This is a genomic window from Rugamonas fusca (genome assembly GCF_014042365.1).
Classification (GTDB): Bacteria; Pseudomonadota; Gammaproteobacteria; order Burkholderiales; family Burkholderiaceae_D; genus Rugamonas; species Rugamonas fusca.
In genome coordinates this window covers 83,310-96,861 of record NZ_JACEZS010000006.1, presented here as the reverse complement: position 1 = coordinate 96,861, position 13,552 = coordinate 83,310, and the positions used below count along the sequence as shown (strand labels likewise).

At 65.5% G+C, this 13,552-nt stretch carries 11 protein-coding genes; 5 read left to right on the top strand and 6 right to left on the bottom strand.

The window, feature by feature from the left end:
- Window positions 1-124 precede the first annotated feature (124 nt).
- The gene (locus H3H36_RS09035; protein ID WP_182216474.1) at window positions 125-1,513 is read left to right on the top strand and encodes an FAD/NAD(P)-binding protein; all 1,389 of its coding nucleotides are present in this window, start codon (window positions 125-127) and stop codon (window positions 1,511-1,513) included.
- A 9-nt stretch (window positions 1,514-1,522) separates the two neighbouring features.
- Here the strand turns inward: H3H36_RS09035 and H3H36_RS09030 are convergent, their stop codons facing one another.
- Together H3H36_RS09030 and H3H36_RS09025 are read right to left on the bottom strand one after the other, a co-directional pair.
- Entirely contained in the window at window positions 1,523-2,509 is a 987-nt protein-coding gene (locus H3H36_RS09030; protein WP_182216472.1) for a fumarylacetoacetate hydrolase family protein, read from the bottom strand.
- A 64-nt stretch (window positions 2,510-2,573) separates the two neighbouring features.
- The gene (locus tag H3H36_RS09025) at window positions 2,574-3,290 is read right to left on the bottom strand and encodes a pseudouridine synthase (protein WP_182216469.1); all 717 of its coding nucleotides are present in this window, start codon (window positions 3,288-3,290) and stop codon (window positions 2,574-2,576) included.
- A gap of 260 nt (window positions 3,291-3,550) precedes the next feature.
- On the opposite strand from H3H36_RS09025, the gene H3H36_RS09020 reads away from it, so the two are divergent.
- A complete protein-coding gene (locus H3H36_RS09020; protein ID WP_229219825.1) occupies window positions 3,551-3,901 on the top strand; it encodes a hypothetical protein in 351 nt (116 codons plus the stop codon).
- Between the two features lie 156 nt (window positions 3,902-4,057).
- On the opposite strand, the gene H3H36_RS09015 is transcribed toward H3H36_RS09020, so the two are convergent.
- The 4 genes from H3H36_RS09015 to H3H36_RS09000 all read right to left on the bottom strand — a co-directional run bounded on the left by H3H36_RS09015 (window position 4,058) and on the right by H3H36_RS09000 (window position 7,238).
- Window positions 4,058-5,074: a S49 family peptidase gene (locus tag H3H36_RS09015; RefSeq protein WP_182216466.1), complete on the bottom strand. Its 1,017-nt coding sequence runs from the start codon at window positions 5,072-5,074 to the stop codon at window positions 4,058-4,060.
- Window positions 5,075-5,118: 44 nt separating this feature from the next.
- Entirely contained in the window at window positions 5,119-5,508 is a 390-nt protein-coding gene (locus H3H36_RS09010) for a Rieske (2Fe-2S) protein (RefSeq protein ID WP_182216464.1), read from the bottom strand.
- 2 nt (window positions 5,509-5,510) lie between these two features.
- Window positions 5,511-6,170 (bottom strand): HAD-IIIA family hydrolase, encoded by a 660-nt coding sequence (locus H3H36_RS09005; protein ID WP_182163549.1) that lies wholly within the window; start codon window positions 6,168-6,170, stop codon window positions 5,511-5,513.
- A 75-nt stretch (window positions 6,171-6,245) separates the two neighbouring features.
- Entirely contained in the window at window positions 6,246-7,238 is a 993-nt protein-coding gene (locus H3H36_RS09000) for an RluA family pseudouridine synthase (RefSeq protein ID WP_182216732.1), read from the bottom strand.
- A gap of 670 nt (window positions 7,239-7,908) precedes the next feature.
- Here H3H36_RS09000 and H3H36_RS08995 point away from each other — a divergent pair.
- The 3 genes from H3H36_RS08995 to moaA all read left to right on the top strand — a co-directional run bounded on the left by H3H36_RS08995 (window position 7,909) and on the right by moaA (window position 13,552).
- Window positions 7,909-10,896 (top strand): Rne/Rng family ribonuclease, encoded by a 2,988-nt coding sequence (locus tag H3H36_RS08995; RefSeq protein WP_182216462.1) that lies wholly within the window; start codon window positions 7,909-7,911, stop codon window positions 10,894-10,896.
- 153 nt (window positions 10,897-11,049) lie between these two features.
- Window positions 11,050-12,387 (top strand): chromate efflux transporter, encoded by a 1,338-nt coding sequence (gene chrA, locus H3H36_RS08990; protein ID WP_182216460.1) that lies wholly within the window; start codon window positions 11,050-11,052, stop codon window positions 12,385-12,387.
- 55 nt (window positions 12,388-12,442) lie between these two features.
- Window positions 12,443-13,552 carry a GTP 3',8-cyclase MoaA gene (gene moaA, locus H3H36_RS08985; RefSeq protein WP_182216458.1) on the top strand — a complete coding sequence of 370 codons (1,110 nt, stop codon included), beginning with the start codon at window positions 12,443-12,445 and terminating at the stop codon, window positions 13,550-13,552.

Below are 13,552 nucleotides of genomic sequence, written 5' to 3'. Positions count from 1 at the left end.
TCATCCACCGGAAACGCCATCCCCATGCGACACCCCTTACAATATTGCAACTTCGAACTCACCTCGCCGACATGCCCATTTCACCGTTCCGCCTCACCTGGCCCGCCAAGGCGGCCGCCCGGCCATGACGGCCACCGTCCTCATCATCGGCGCTGGCTTTTCAGGCGCCATCACCGCCGTGCAACTGCTGCGTCAGGCCCGAGGGCGGCCCCTGCGCGTGATCCTGCTCAATCGCGGCGGCCGCATGGCCCGTGGCCTGGCTTATGGCACCCATAGCCCCGACCATACGCTGAACGTACCGGCCGGCAACATGAGCGCCTTCGACGACGCGCCCGAACACTTCCTCGACTACTGCCGCGCCCGCGACGCGGCGACGGCCGCGGCCACGTTCGTGTCGCGCCGCCGCTATGGCGACTACCTCGAACACTTGCTGACGCAGGCAGAGCGCAGCCCAGCCGGCGCGGCCCGGCTTGACCACCTGACCGGCGAGGTGACGCAACTGCAGGCCAGCGCCGGCCCGGCCGGCCTGCTGGCCACGCTGGCCGACGGCCGCACCTTGCGCGCCGACCGGGTCATCCTCGCGTTCGGGCATTTCCCGTCCGCCCACCCGCCGCTGGCCGACATGGGCTTCTACAACAGTGCGCGCTACGTGCGCGACCCGTGGACGCCGGACTGGCTGGCGCGGCTGCCGCCGGGCGCCCCGGTCCTGTTGCTGGGCACGGGACTGACGGCCGTCGACATCTGCATGAGCCTGCTCAACGACGATCCCGGCCGCCCCATCGTGGCCATCTCGCGCCGCGGCCTGCTGCCCCAGCACCACCGCCTATCCCACGCCATGCCGCCGGCCGGCGCCGGGCCGCTGGCCATCTGGGGCGGGGCCACCACCGTGCGGGCCCAGTTGCGCGCGTTGCGCCGCCACGTGGCGGCCGGACTCGCCCACGGGCGCGACTGGCGCGACGCGCTGGCCTCATTGCGCCCGCACACGGCCGCCATCTGGCAAGCGTGGCCGGAGCGCGAACGGCGCCGCTTCCTGCGCCATGTGCAGCCCTACTGGGACAGCCATCGCCACCGGCTGGCGCCGCAAGTGCACCAGCGCTTCGCCGCCGCCATCGCCAACGGCACGGTGCGCATCCAGGCGGCCCGGGTGCGCGCCATGACCGACGATGGCAGCCAGGTCGAGGTGGTGCTGAAGCCACGCGGCGCGACGGCGGAGACGACATTACGGGTGGCGGCCGTCATCAACTGCACCGGGCCCTGCTCCAGCCCGCGCGCCACCGCCAGCGCGCTGGTGGACCAGTTGCTGGCGCAAGGGATGTTACAGGCCGACACCTTGGGCCTGGGCGTGCGCGTGGCGCCGGATTGCGCCGTGCTCGACGCGGCCGGCCAGCCATCGTCCACCCTGTATTACATCGGCCCCTGGCTCAAGGCTGACCACTGGGAAGCGACGGCCGTGCCCGAACTGCGCCGCTACGCGGCCCGGCTGGCCGCCACCATCCTGGCGTCGCTGGACTGAGGCCGGGGCTCAGGCGCCGGCCCGGGTCACGGTCTGCTCGATGGCGCCGAAGATGGATTTGCCGTCGCCGTTGAGCATCTCGATACGGATGGTGTCGCCAAACGCCATGAACGGCGTGACAGGCGCGCCACCGGCGATGGTTTCCAGGCAACGCTGCTCGGCGATGCAGGAATAGCCGCGCTTGCTATCCTTGTTCGACACGGTGCCGGAGCCGACGATACTGCCGGCCCGGATATTGCGTGACTTGGCCAGGTGGGCCAGCAACTGGGGAAAGTTGAAGATCATGTCGACGCCGGCATGGGGCTGGCCCACCAGCTTGCCGTTCCACGTCGAGCGCAGCGGCAGGTGCACCTTGCCGCCCTTCCAGGCGTCGTCCAGCTCGTCGGGCGTGACGGCCACGGGCGAGAAGCTGGTGGCCGGCTTGCTCTGCAGGAAGCCGAAACCCTTGGCCAGTTCATCGGGAATCAGGTTGCGCAGCGACACGTCGTTGACCAGCGCCAGCAGCCGGATTTGCTGGTAGGCCTGGTCGGGCGTCGCCCCCATGGCGATATCGTCGGTGATCACGGCCACTTCCGCTTCGAAATCGATGCCCCATTCCTCATGGAACAGCGCGATATCGTCGCACGGACCGAGGAAATCATCGCTGCCACCCTGGTACATCAGCGGCTCCTCCCAGAACGAGGCGGGCAGTTCAGCGCCGCGCGCCTTGCGCACCAGCTCCACGTGGTTGACGTAGGCCGAACCATCGGCCCACTGGTAGGCGCGCGGCAGCGGCGCCATGCACTGCGCCGGGTCGAACGCGAACGTGCGGCGGCCCCGTCCATTGCTCAAGTCCTGGTACAGCTGCTGCAACTGGGGGGCGATGAAGGTCCAGTCATCGAGGGCGCGCTGCAGGGTGGGCGCGATGCCGTCGGCCAGCTGGGCCGTTTTCAGGTCGCGCGCGACGACGGCCAGCTGGCCGTCGCGGGTGCCGTCTTTAAGGGTGGCAAGTTTCATGGCGGTGCGTGCAATAGGATGCGTGCGCCCCGCGCGGCGGCGGCGCGCACGGCGTAGTGGTCGCTTATACGGGAGCCAGCAAGGCCAGCTGTTCAGGCGTCAGGTAGCACCATTCGCCCTCGGCGATGCCCAGCGTAGCGAGCTGCAGGGTGCCGATGGCCGAACGGTGCAGCGCGCTGCAATGGTTGCCGGCGGCCGCCAGCATGCGCTTGACCTGGTGATACTTGCCCTGCTCCAGCACGATTTCCAGCTGGTGCTCGCCGCGCTGTTCGCACACGAGGGCGGCCAGCGGCGCCGGCTCGTCATGCAACTGCACGCCGGCCAGTAACTGCGCCACCAGTTCCGGCGTCACCGGGTCCTGGGTGGTGGCCTGGTAGACCTTGGGCACATGGCGCTTGGGCGAGGACTGGGCGTGGATGAACGGACCGTCGTCCGACATCAGCAACATGCCCGTGGTGTCATGGTCGAGCCGGCCCACGGGCTGCACTTCGCGCCACGTGAACTGTTCGGGCAGCAGGGTCAGCACGCCCGGATGGTGGCTGGGCTTGCGCGAACATTCGAAATTGGCCGGCTTGTTGAGCGCGATGTACACGTGTTCGCGGACCACCCACTGCTCGTCGAACACGGTCAGCACCAGGCCGTCCGTCTCGACCGTGGTGCGGTAGTTGTCCTGCACCTGGCCGGCGATGCTCACTTCGCCGTCCTCGATGAGGGAGCGGCAATACTTACGGGTACCAAAACCCTGCGATTGCAGGATGCGGTCTAGGGATAATTTACTCATGGCGAGACTTTAACAGATGGCGCCGCGAGCGTGAAGGCGAGCGCCCCGCCGGCCCGACTGGCCGCCCACCCCGCACTTCATTGATGCAAATCAATAAGCCCCCGTTTGCCGTTGATACACTGAAACTTCATTAGGAATCGGCCTACCAACGATTGGGAATAACGGAAGAGGTTGTCAGAACGGAGCGGCTGTCCGCAAAAGGAAGCACCATGCTAAAAAACGCCCCCCCCCGCCCCCCCCCCCACCACGGTGACCAGGACATGGCCGACGATCCGCACCGGCGTGCGGCTGCCGAGGCGGCCGCCGCGCACCGCACGGCGCTGGCGCTGTCACGCTGGCGCAGCGGTGAGACGGCGTCCGCCCTGAAGACGGCCGCCACACTCCATCCCGGCCCCCAGGCCCAATGGCACGCGGCCTTGCAGCGCCAGTTCAACGCGTGGCTCGAAGCGGGCGGATTCGCGGCGCAAGAACGGGAACCGGCACCGGAAGCGGCGCCACTGGCGCCACCAATGAAAACAGCGGCATTGCGCCGCTGTTCTCAGCCCCATTGCGGGACTATTGACGAGGAATTGAAATTCTCTCTACTCCGCATCCGCGATGCGGTTCAGTAGTTCCATCAACTGCTTGGCAAGACAGTGCTGATCACAATCTGAACTGTTAATCTGGACTCCCTCGGAAAGAACTACAACACCACTATAGACCAAGGTGAGCGATATACAAGGCCATTCCAGAGCGGATTAATAATGTTAATCGTCCGGCCACTGCACTCAATGGAGCAGCGGACGCGCGCCGGCATAGACGGACTTGACGGCGCCGGCCCCCATGGCCGCCCCAAATTTCTTCAGCACCCGCTCCGGCAAGCCTTCATGCTGGGTATAGTCGATGATGTCCTCAGCCTTGACGATGTCGCGCGCCACGCTGTCGACCGTGCCCAGGCCGTCGGCCAGGCCCATGTCGATGGCCCGCGCACCACTCCAGAACAGGCCGGAGAACATGTCCGGCGTTTCCTTCAGGCGCTTGCCGCGGCCGGCGCGCACCACCTGGATGAATTGCTGGTGGATTTCGTTCAACATGGCCTGGGCGTACTGCCGGTGTTTTTCCGTCAGCGGGCTGAACGGGTCCATGAAGCCCTTGTTCTCGCCGGCCGTCAGCAGGCGCCGCTCCACGCCCGCCTTTTCCATGATGCCCGTGAAGCCGAAGCCATCCATCAAGACCCCGATCGAACCGACGATGGACGCCTTGTCCACGTAAATGCGGTCGGCCGCCGACGCGATGTAATAGCCACCCGAGGCGCAGATCTCATCGACCACCACGTACAGCGGCTTGTCCGGATAGCCCTTGCGCAGGCGCCGGATCTCATCGACGATCATGCCGGCCTGCACCGGACTGCCGCCGGGACTGTTGATGTGCAGGACGACGGCCACCGAGCCGCTGTCGGAAAACGCCTTGTTCAGGGCCGGGATCACGACGGCGGCCGAACCACTGCCTTCACTGTCGATCTCGCCATCGATCTCGATCAGGGCCGTGTGGCGGCCCAGCGCCTCGCCATCGCCGGGCCAGCTGAAATCGAAATACGCGGCCAGCCCCACCAGCACCACCAGCAGGAACAGGAACTTGAAGAAAATGCCCCAGCGGCGGTGCGCACGCTGCTCCTTCAACGTGGCGAACACCAGCTTTTCCAGCACGTCCCGTTCCCAGGTGGTGGGCGCGGCGGCCGGCTTGGCCGGCGCCGCCGGCGGGATGGGCGCGCGTTCGGACGCGCTATCGCTTGTGTTTTCGCTCATGGTTGCTGCCAGATGAAAGTCGTTGGGTGGGAAATGACAGCGGCTCAGGCACGGGCCGGGCGCACATAATCGTCAGGTTGCCAATAGATGTGCTGGTCGCGCTCGACCACGCGGATGGGCCGCAGCCGGCCGCCCCGGCACGGCCCGCCGGCGCAAAAGCCGCTTTCGGGGACATAGATGGCGCCGTGCGTGGAACACATCAGGTACAGGCCACTGGATTCGAAGAACTCGCCTTCAGCCCAGTCCAGCTCGATGGGCACGTGGGCACAGCGGTTCAGATAGCCATACACGGTGCCATGGTAGCGCACCACGAAGCCGGTGCCATCCTCGCCCCCGGCCGTGACGGGGAAGCGCACGCCCTTGCCGCCTTCAAGCACGGCGTCGGCCGCGCACACCAGGATCTCCGGCGCGCTGGAAGTGCTGACGTCGCTCATGATCAGGCGTGCTCGTTGAGCCAATGGTGCAGCTCGGCCACGGAGGCGGCCGAGAACAGCGGCTGGCAGGCGGCCAGCTGGTCGACCGGATGGGCGCCATACTGGACGGCGATGGCCGCCGCCCCCGCGTTGTTGGCCATCAGCAAGTCGTGGGTGGTGTCGCCTATCATCACCGTGCGCTTCATGTCCTGGCCCAGCTCGCGCGTCAGTTCCTGCAACATGGCCGGATGGGGCTTGGAAAATGTTTCGTCTGCGCAACGCGTGGCGTCGAACATGGACAGCAGGCCGGCATCGTTCAGGGCCCGGTTCAGGCCGACCCGGCTCTTGCCGGTGGCCACGGCCAGGAAATACGCCTGCTGCGACAATTCCTCGAGCATGTCGCGCGCGCCCTTGAACAGGGTCAGCTCGTGGTCGCGCGACAGGTAATGGTAGCGGTAGCGCTCCACCAGGCGCGGGTAGTATTTGGGATCGATGCCGGGCATGGCCGCCTGCATCGCTTCGGACAGGCCCAGGCCGATCACGTGCGCGGCCGCGTCGTCCTTGGGAATCGGCAAGCCGAGATCCTTGGCCGCCGCCTGTATGCATTTTACGATCGCCGATGTGGAATCCATCAGCGTGCCATCCCAATCGAATACGATTAAGTCAAATTGCTTTCTTGCCATGTCTCCCGGCGGCGGTCGCTGCCGGCTCCTTGATTCCATGCCCGGCGGCGGCGGATGGCCGTGCCCGACTTTATATTAGGTTGATGCGTTAAGCGGTTTACCCAAGCTTAACAAGAAACGCTCGCATTCGGCGGCCAATGGCGCATTTAATGTTAACAATTTGCCAGTTTCTGGATGGGTAAACGTGATCTGATGGGCGTGCAGGAACATGCGCTTGAGTGCGCCGCGCGTGGCGTCGGCTTTCAGCAAGGCGCGGTTGAGCGCGAAATCGCCGTACTTATCGTCACCTGCAATCGCGAAGCCCGACGATGCCAGATGAACGCGGATCTGGTGGGTACGCCCCGTTTTCAGCTCGGCCTCCAGCAGCGCGAAATCCTTGAATTTACGCAACAAGGTGAACACCGTGTGCGACGGCAAGCCGTCGGCCTGCACGGCCACCCGGCGTTCGCCTTCGGCCGTCGTGTACTTATGCAATGGCAACTTCACGTGCTGGCGCGCGTTCTTCCAGTCACCGGCCACCAGGGTCAGGTAACGTTTGTCCGTGTGGCCTTCGCGCATTTGCTCGTGCAGGTTGGTCAAGGCCGAACGTTTCTTGGCCAGCAACAACAAGCCGGACGTGTCGCGGTCCAGCCGGTGCACCAGCTCCAGGAATTTCGCTTGCGGACGGGCGGCCCGCAACTGCTCGATCACGCCGAACGACACGCCCGAGCCGCCATGCACGGCCACGCCGGCCGGCTTGTCGATCACCAGCAACTGGCTGTCTTCGTAGATGATGTCGAACTCGGCGGCCGGCACCACACTGGTGTCGGCCTTGTCGGCCACCCGCACCGGCGGGATGCGCACGATATCACCCTGTACCAATCGGTACAATTGATCGATGCGGCCCTTGTTGACCCGCACTTCCCCGGAGCGCAGGATGCGATAGATATGGCTTTTCGGCACGCCTTTGCATACACGCAACAGGTAGTTATCGATGCGCTGACCGGCCTCTTCTTCAGTGATTGTGACGAATTGTGCTTGCGGCGGAACCTGTGTTGAAGGGGGAACAACATCGTTTTGCATCTTCATTTGCTCTGTCTTCCCAGAAAATCTCTCTAAGTCCTTCATTTTGAATATATAATCATTTAGCGGCGGTTCTAGCTGCTGCAAGTGTAAGAAATAAAAGCACATTTTACACAGGGGCGTCTCCACTGGCCTCGCCAAATTGCAAATTCAGAGGAAAAAATGTATATGCACCACCCCTGCGCGGATCAAGGTTGCACCGTCGTTGTAATCGGATGGCGCGCAAGAGTGCTGAATTAGGATGGTTGGATAGTAAGGATAACGCCGGCAAGCATGATCAAGAGTTATGCTCGCTGGTTAATGAAGTTGATAACGCTTGCCGTTTTCGCCAGACCCCATGCTTAGTAGCAAGCTAATGACGGAAGGCTGACACAAGCCTAATGAAGTTGTAGTACTTGTCATGTAAGCAAGGCCAGGATCTGGCTCATCGACGCTGCCCACCGCCTGCGTTCTCTGCCCCCCGCCCACGCGGGCCGCATGGAAGAATCGCAGGTGACGCGGGTACTCGGCATGTCGATCGACTTCATGCGCCCAGTGGCGGCCGCAACCCACGTTGCTGCGCCGCCCCCCAGGGCATACCCACCGCAACCATGTTAATTCTCGCGTATATCCCTGTAGCTTCGCTGTTCCACGGAACAGCATTGAGATGGCCCATAGGGTCGCGGAGTTAATAAAAATGAAACGCATGTTGTTTAATGCTACGCAACAAGAGGAGCTGCGTGTCGCCATCGTTGACGGTCAGAAACTGATCGACATCGACATCGAGACGGCCGGACGTGAGCAACGCAAGTCCAACATCTACAAAGGCGTGATCACCCGCATCGAACCGTCGCTGGAAGCGTGCTTCGTCAGCTACGGCGAAGACCGCCACGGTTTCCTGCCGTTCAAGGAAGTGGCCCGTACCTACTTCCGCGAAGGGGTGGACGTGCGCAACGCTTCCGTCAAGGAAGCCCTGCGCGAAGGCCAGGAAATCATGGTGCAGGTCGAGAAGGAAGAGCGCGGCAACAAGGGCGCGGCCCTGACCTCGTTCGTGTCGCTGGCCGGCCGCTACCTGGTGTTGATGCCCAACAACCCGCGCGGCGGCGGCGTGTCGCGCCGCGTCGAAGGCGAGGAACGCCAGGAACTGCGCGAAACCATGGACAAGCTGGACTTGCCGCCAGGCATGTCCGTGATCGCCCGCACGGCCGGCATCGGCCGCAACGTGGAAGAGCTGCAGTGGGACTTGAATTACCTGATGCAACTGTGGCGCGCCATCGAAGGGGCCGGCAAGTCGGCCTCGGGCGCGTTCCTGATCTACCAGGAATCGTCGCTGGTGATCCGCGCCATCCGCGATTACTTCCAGCCCGACATCGGTGAAATCCTGATCGACACCGACGAGATCTACGAGCAAGCCCACCAGTTCATGAGCCACGTGATGCCCGACATGGTGCACCGCGTGAAACGCTACAGCGACGACGTGCCCCTGTTCTCGCGCTTCCAGATCGAACACCAGATCGAGACGGCCTACTCGCGCACCGTGCCGCTGCCCTCGGGCGGCGCCATCGTGATCGACCACACGGAAGCGCTGGTGTCGGTGGACGTCAACTCGGCGCGCGCCACCCGCGGCTCCGACATCGAGACGACGGCCTTCAACACCAACTGCGAAGCGGCCGAGGAAGTGGCGCGCCAGTTGCGCCTGCGCGACCTGGGCGGCCTGATCGTGATCGACTTCATCGACATGGAAGTGGCCAAGAACCAGCGCGAAGTGGAACAGCGCCTGAAGGACGCGCTGCACCACGACCGTGCACGCGTGCAGATGGGCAAGATCTCGCGCTTCGGCCTGATGGAACTGTCGCGCCAGCGCCTGCGCCCTTCGCTGTCGGAAGGCTCGCACGTGACGTGCCCGCGCTGCTCCGGTACCGGCCACATCCGCGATACGGAATCGTCGGCCCTGCAAGTGCTGCGCATCATCCAGGAAGAGGCCATGAAGGAAAACTCGGCCACCATCCACGTGCAAGTGCCGGTGGACGTGGCAGCCTTCCTGCTCAACGAAAAGCGCGGCGAAGTGCTGAAGATCGAGAACCGTCACCGCATCGCCGTGATCCTGATCCCCAACAAGCACCTCGACACCCCGCACTACAAGCTCGAGCGCATCAAGCACGACGACCCGCGCCTGGAAGACAGCCAGGCCAGCTACACGCTGGCCGAGCAGGCTGAAACCGACATGGCCTACAGCAAGCGCCAGAAGGAAGAAGCCAAGCCCCGCCAGGAAGCCGTGGTCAAGACCATCACTCCGGAGCAACCAGCGCCGATGGTCGAGCGCACCGCCAAGCCGGCCGAGCCGGTAAAGGCCGCCGCGCCAGCCCAGCCCGTGGCCGAACCCGGTTTCTTCGAGAAACTGTTGAGCTTCTTCCGCGCCAAGCCCGCAGCCCCCGTCATGCCCGTGGCCCCGACCATCGTCGTCAAGCCCGTGCCGACCGACCGCGGCGAGCGCAACGCCCGTGGCCCGCGCGGCCGCAGCCGTAACGGCAAGCCCGGCGCCCGCGAGCGCGACGAGCGCGAACCAGGCGCCCGTCCTGGCCAGGAGGAAGGCGCCAAGGCAACCGACAACGGCCGCCCGGCCCGTCCACCACGTCCACCGCGCGAAGGCCGTGAGCCACGCGAAAACCAGGCTGCCGAAGGCCAGCGCGAGCGCGGCGAACGTGGCGAGCGCGCCGAGCGTCCACCGCGTCCACCGCGTGAGCCACGCGGCGAGAAGCCACAGGTAACGGAAGCGAAAGCCGAGGAATTGGCGCTGACGGCCGCCGCCGCCCCTGTGGCAGCGGGCACCGGCCCCGTCGTGGAAGCGACGGCCATCCTGAAAACGGCACCGCAGACCGGTCCCGAAGGTGAGGAAGTGGACGCGGTGGAAGGCGAAGAGCCGCGCCGCCGCCGCCGTCGTGGCGGCCGCAACCGCAACCGCCGCGAACGCGAAGCGGGCGAAGGCATGGAAGCGGGCGCCAATGAAGGTGAGGCACCTGTCGTCACCTTCACCGTGGCACCGGAAGTGACCGCTGAGGCGGCCACCACCGCAGCGCCAGTGGCAGACACCGCGCCTGCCGTGCAAGCCGCCGCACCGGCTGCAGCCGAGCCGGCAGCGCCAGAGGCAGCCGTGGTGGAAACCGCAGCACCAGTGGCGCAAGCCACGCCTGTGGTCGAAGCCGCACCGGCCGCCGCGCCAGTGGCTGAAGTGGTTCCGGCAGCTGCCGCACCGGCCGCCGTGGTGGAAGCCGCCGTCGCTGTCGAGGTCGAGGCCGAGGCTGCCGCGCCCGTCGCCGCCGACGTGGCCGAAGTGGCTGCCGCCACCGCGGTCGAAGTGACGGCGCCTGCGGCAGTGGCACCGGCCGCGCCGGCCGAAGCCATCGTCGCCGCCCCAGCCGCCGAAGCCGTGGTTGCCGCGCCTGTCGCCCCCGCCGCCCCGGTCGCCGCCCCTGCCCCTGTGGCCGCTGCCCCCGCCGCGCCTATCGATCTGCAAGCCGTGCTCGGCTCCGCCGGTCTGACCCTGGCAGCGACGGACCCGGCCAAGCTGCGCGCCGCCCAGGAAGCCGCCGCCAAGGTGGTGGCCCCCGTGCGCGTGCCACGCGAGCGCAAGCCGCTGCCACCGCAAGTGGACGAGCCGCTGGTGCAAATCGACACCCGCCGCTGATGCAAGCGAAGTGAGCCGCGCGGGGCGTGCCCCGCCGGCTCCATGCGAAAAGGGAAGCCGCGTGCTTCCCTTTTTTTCGCCCTTCCCAAGCTGGCCAATTACAGGCAGACTGAGGGTCACATTGATTTCCTGCCAACCATACGCCCTGCTCCGATGAACTTGCCTGACCTGAACCGCCCCGCCCCCGTGAGCCTGCGCACCGCGTTCTGGTACTGGCTCAAGCTCGGCTTCATCAGTTTTGGCGGCCCGGCCGGCCAGATCGCCATGATGCATGCGGAGCTCGTGGAGCGGCGGCGCTGGATCTCCGAGCAACGCTTCCTGCACGCGCTCAATTACTGCATGCTGCTGCCCGGCCCGGAGGCGACCCAGCTGGCCATCTACATCGGCTGGCTGCTCCACAAGACCCGTGGCGGCATCATCGCCGGCGTCCTGTTCGTGCTGCCATCGCTGGCCTTCCTGATCACTTTGTCATGGATCTACATAGCCTATGGCAGCGTGCCGGCGGTCGCGGCGGTGCTGTATGGCATCAAGCCGGCCGTGGTCGCCATCGTGCTCGCTGCCGCCTGGCGCATCGGCAAACGGGCGCTGAAGAATGGCGCACTGATCACGCTGGCCGCCGCCGCGTTTGTCGCCATCACCGTCTTTCACCTTCCTTTTCCGCTCATCGTCGCCGCTGCCGCCCTGGTCGGCCTGCTGGGTGGCCGCTACTGGCCCGCCCTGTTTCAAATTGGCGGTGGCCATCCCGGTCAGGCAGCCTCCTACGGCCCGGCCCTGATCGACGATGACACCCCCACGCCCGATCACGCCCGCTTTTCCTGGCCCGGCCTGGTCCGCGTGGCCGTACTGGGCTGCACCTTGGGCATCCTGGCATGGTTGGCCCTGGCCCTGGCCACCGGCGTGCGCCAGCCACTGGCGCAAATGGGCTGGTTCTTCACCAAGGCCGCCATGCTGACCTTTGGCGGCGCCTACGCCGTGTTGCCGTACGTCTACCAAGGCGCCGTGTCCCATTACCACTGGCTGCTGCCGGCGCAAATGATCGACGGGCTGGCGCTGGGCGAGACGACACCGGGCCCGCTGATCATGGTGGTCGCCTTCGTCGGTTTCGTGGGCGCGTGGAGTCAGGCCGTGTTCGGCGCCAGCCTGCTGGCGGGCGGCGCGGCAGGCGCCACCGTGGCCACCTTCTTCACGTTCCTGCCGTCGTTCCTGTTCATCCTGGCCGGCGGCCCGCTGGTGGAGGCCACGCGCGACAACATCCGCATGACGGCGCCGCTGACGGCCATTTCCGCCGCCGTGGTGGGCGTGATCGTCAGCCTGGCCGTGTTTTTCGGCATGCATGTCTTCTGGCAAGAAACGCCCACGCCCCACCTCGACCTGCGCGCAGTATTGCTGGGCGGCATGGCCAGTATTGCCCTGCTGCGCTACCAGGTGGGCACGATCAAGCTGATACTGGCCTGTGCGATCGCCGGCCTCGTGCTATCGTATCTCGGTTAGCGCACCTCCTGATGCGCGTGTTCGCGCTGTGCCCGGTAGTAACTTGTATTCATCCATGACTGAAAAAATCATCTTCGTGGCGGACCAGCGCCAGCGTTTGCCGGCCATCCCCGCCGTGCCGGAAGCGCCCACCGGCCGCGTAACGGACCAGCTCGCCCGTCCCCTGCACGACCTGCGCATCTCCGTCACCGACCGCTGCAATTTCCGCTGCGTGTACTGCATGCCCAAGGCCGTGTTCGACCAGAACTACAGCTACCTGCCGCACAGTTCGCTGCTGTCGTTCGAGGAAATCACCCGCGTCGCCCGCCTGTTCGTGGCGCACGGGGTCGAGAAAATCCGCCTGACGGGCGGCGAACCGCTGCTGCGCAAGAATGTGGAACGGCTGGTTGGCATGCTCAGCGAAATCAAGACGGCCAGCGGCCGGCCGCTGGACTTGACGCTGACCACCAACGGCTCCTTGCTGGCCAAAAAGGCCCAGTCGCTCAAGGATGCCGGCCTGCAACGCGTCACCGTCTCGCTGGACGCGCTCGACGACGCCATCTTCAAGCGCATGAACGACGTCGATTTCGCCGTCGAGGACGTGCTCAAGGGCATGGACGTGGCGCACCAGGTGGGCCTCGGCCCGATCAAGGTCAACATGGTGGTCAAGGGCGGCATGAACGACAGCCAGATCCTGCCCATGGCGCGCCATTTCAAGGACACGCCCTATATCCTGCGCTTCATCGAATACATGGACGTGGGCGCCTCCAATGGCTGGAACCTCGATGAAGTGATCCCCTCGGCCGAAGTGCAGCGCCGCATCCACGCCGAACTGCCGCTGGTAGCGGCCGACGCCAACTACACGGGCGAAACGGCCGCCCGCTGGCGCTATGCCGATGGCGGCGGCGAGATCGGCCTGATCTCCAGCGTGAGCCAGGCATTTTGTCGCGATTGCACGCGGGCCCGTCTGTCCACCGAAGGCAAGCTGTATACTTGCTTGTTCGCCAGCCACGGCCACGACTTGCGCGCCCTGCTGCGCGGTGGCCACAGCGACGACGACATCGCCGGCGCCATCGCGCTGCTGTGGCGCGCGCGCGGCGACCGTTATTCGGAAACGCGCACCCAGCACACCAGCGGACTGGTCGAGCGGGCCAAGAAAGTTGAAATGTCTTATATCGGGGGGTAG

What these genes read in the sequence shown, in the direction of transcription:
- H3H36_RS09035 (WP_182216474.1), top strand. Translation starts at nt 125, where the DNA reads ATGACGGCCACCGTCCTCATCATCGGCGCTGGCTTTTCAGGCGCCATC.
- H3H36_RS09030 (WP_182216472.1), bottom strand. Translation starts at nt 2,509, where the DNA reads ATGAAACTTGCCACCCTTAAAGACGGCACCCGCGACGGCCAGCTGGCC.
- H3H36_RS09025 (WP_182216469.1), bottom strand. Translation starts at nt 3,290, where the DNA reads ATGAGTAAATTATCCCTAGACCGCATCCTGCAATCGCAGGGTTTTGGT.
- H3H36_RS09020 (WP_229219825.1), top strand. Translation starts at nt 3,551, where the DNA reads ATGGCCGACGATCCGCACCGGCGTGCGGCTGCCGAGGCGGCCGCCGCG.
- H3H36_RS09015 (WP_182216466.1), bottom strand. Translation starts at nt 5,074, where the DNA reads ATGAGCGAAAACACAAGCGATAGCGCGTCCGAACGCGCGCCCATCCCG.
- H3H36_RS09010 (WP_182216464.1), bottom strand. Translation starts at nt 5,508, where the DNA reads ATGAGCGACGTCAGCACTTCCAGCGCGCCGGAGATCCTGGTGTGCGCG.
- H3H36_RS09005 (WP_182163549.1), bottom strand. Translation starts at nt 6,170, where the DNA reads ATGGCAAGAAAGCAATTTGACTTAATCGTATTCGATTGGGATGGCACG.
- H3H36_RS09000 (WP_182216732.1), bottom strand. Translation starts at nt 7,238, where the DNA reads ATGAAGATGCAAAACGATGTTGTTCCCCCTTCAACACAGGTTCCGCCG.
- H3H36_RS08995 (WP_182216462.1), top strand. Translation starts at nt 7,909, where the DNA reads ATGAAACGCATGTTGTTTAATGCTACGCAACAAGAGGAGCTGCGTGTC.
- chrA (WP_182216460.1), top strand. Translation starts at nt 11,050, where the DNA reads ATGAACTTGCCTGACCTGAACCGCCCCGCCCCCGTGAGCCTGCGCACC.
- moaA (WP_182216458.1), top strand. Translation starts at nt 12,443, where the DNA reads ATGACTGAAAAAATCATCTTCGTGGCGGACCAGCGCCAGCGTTTGCCG.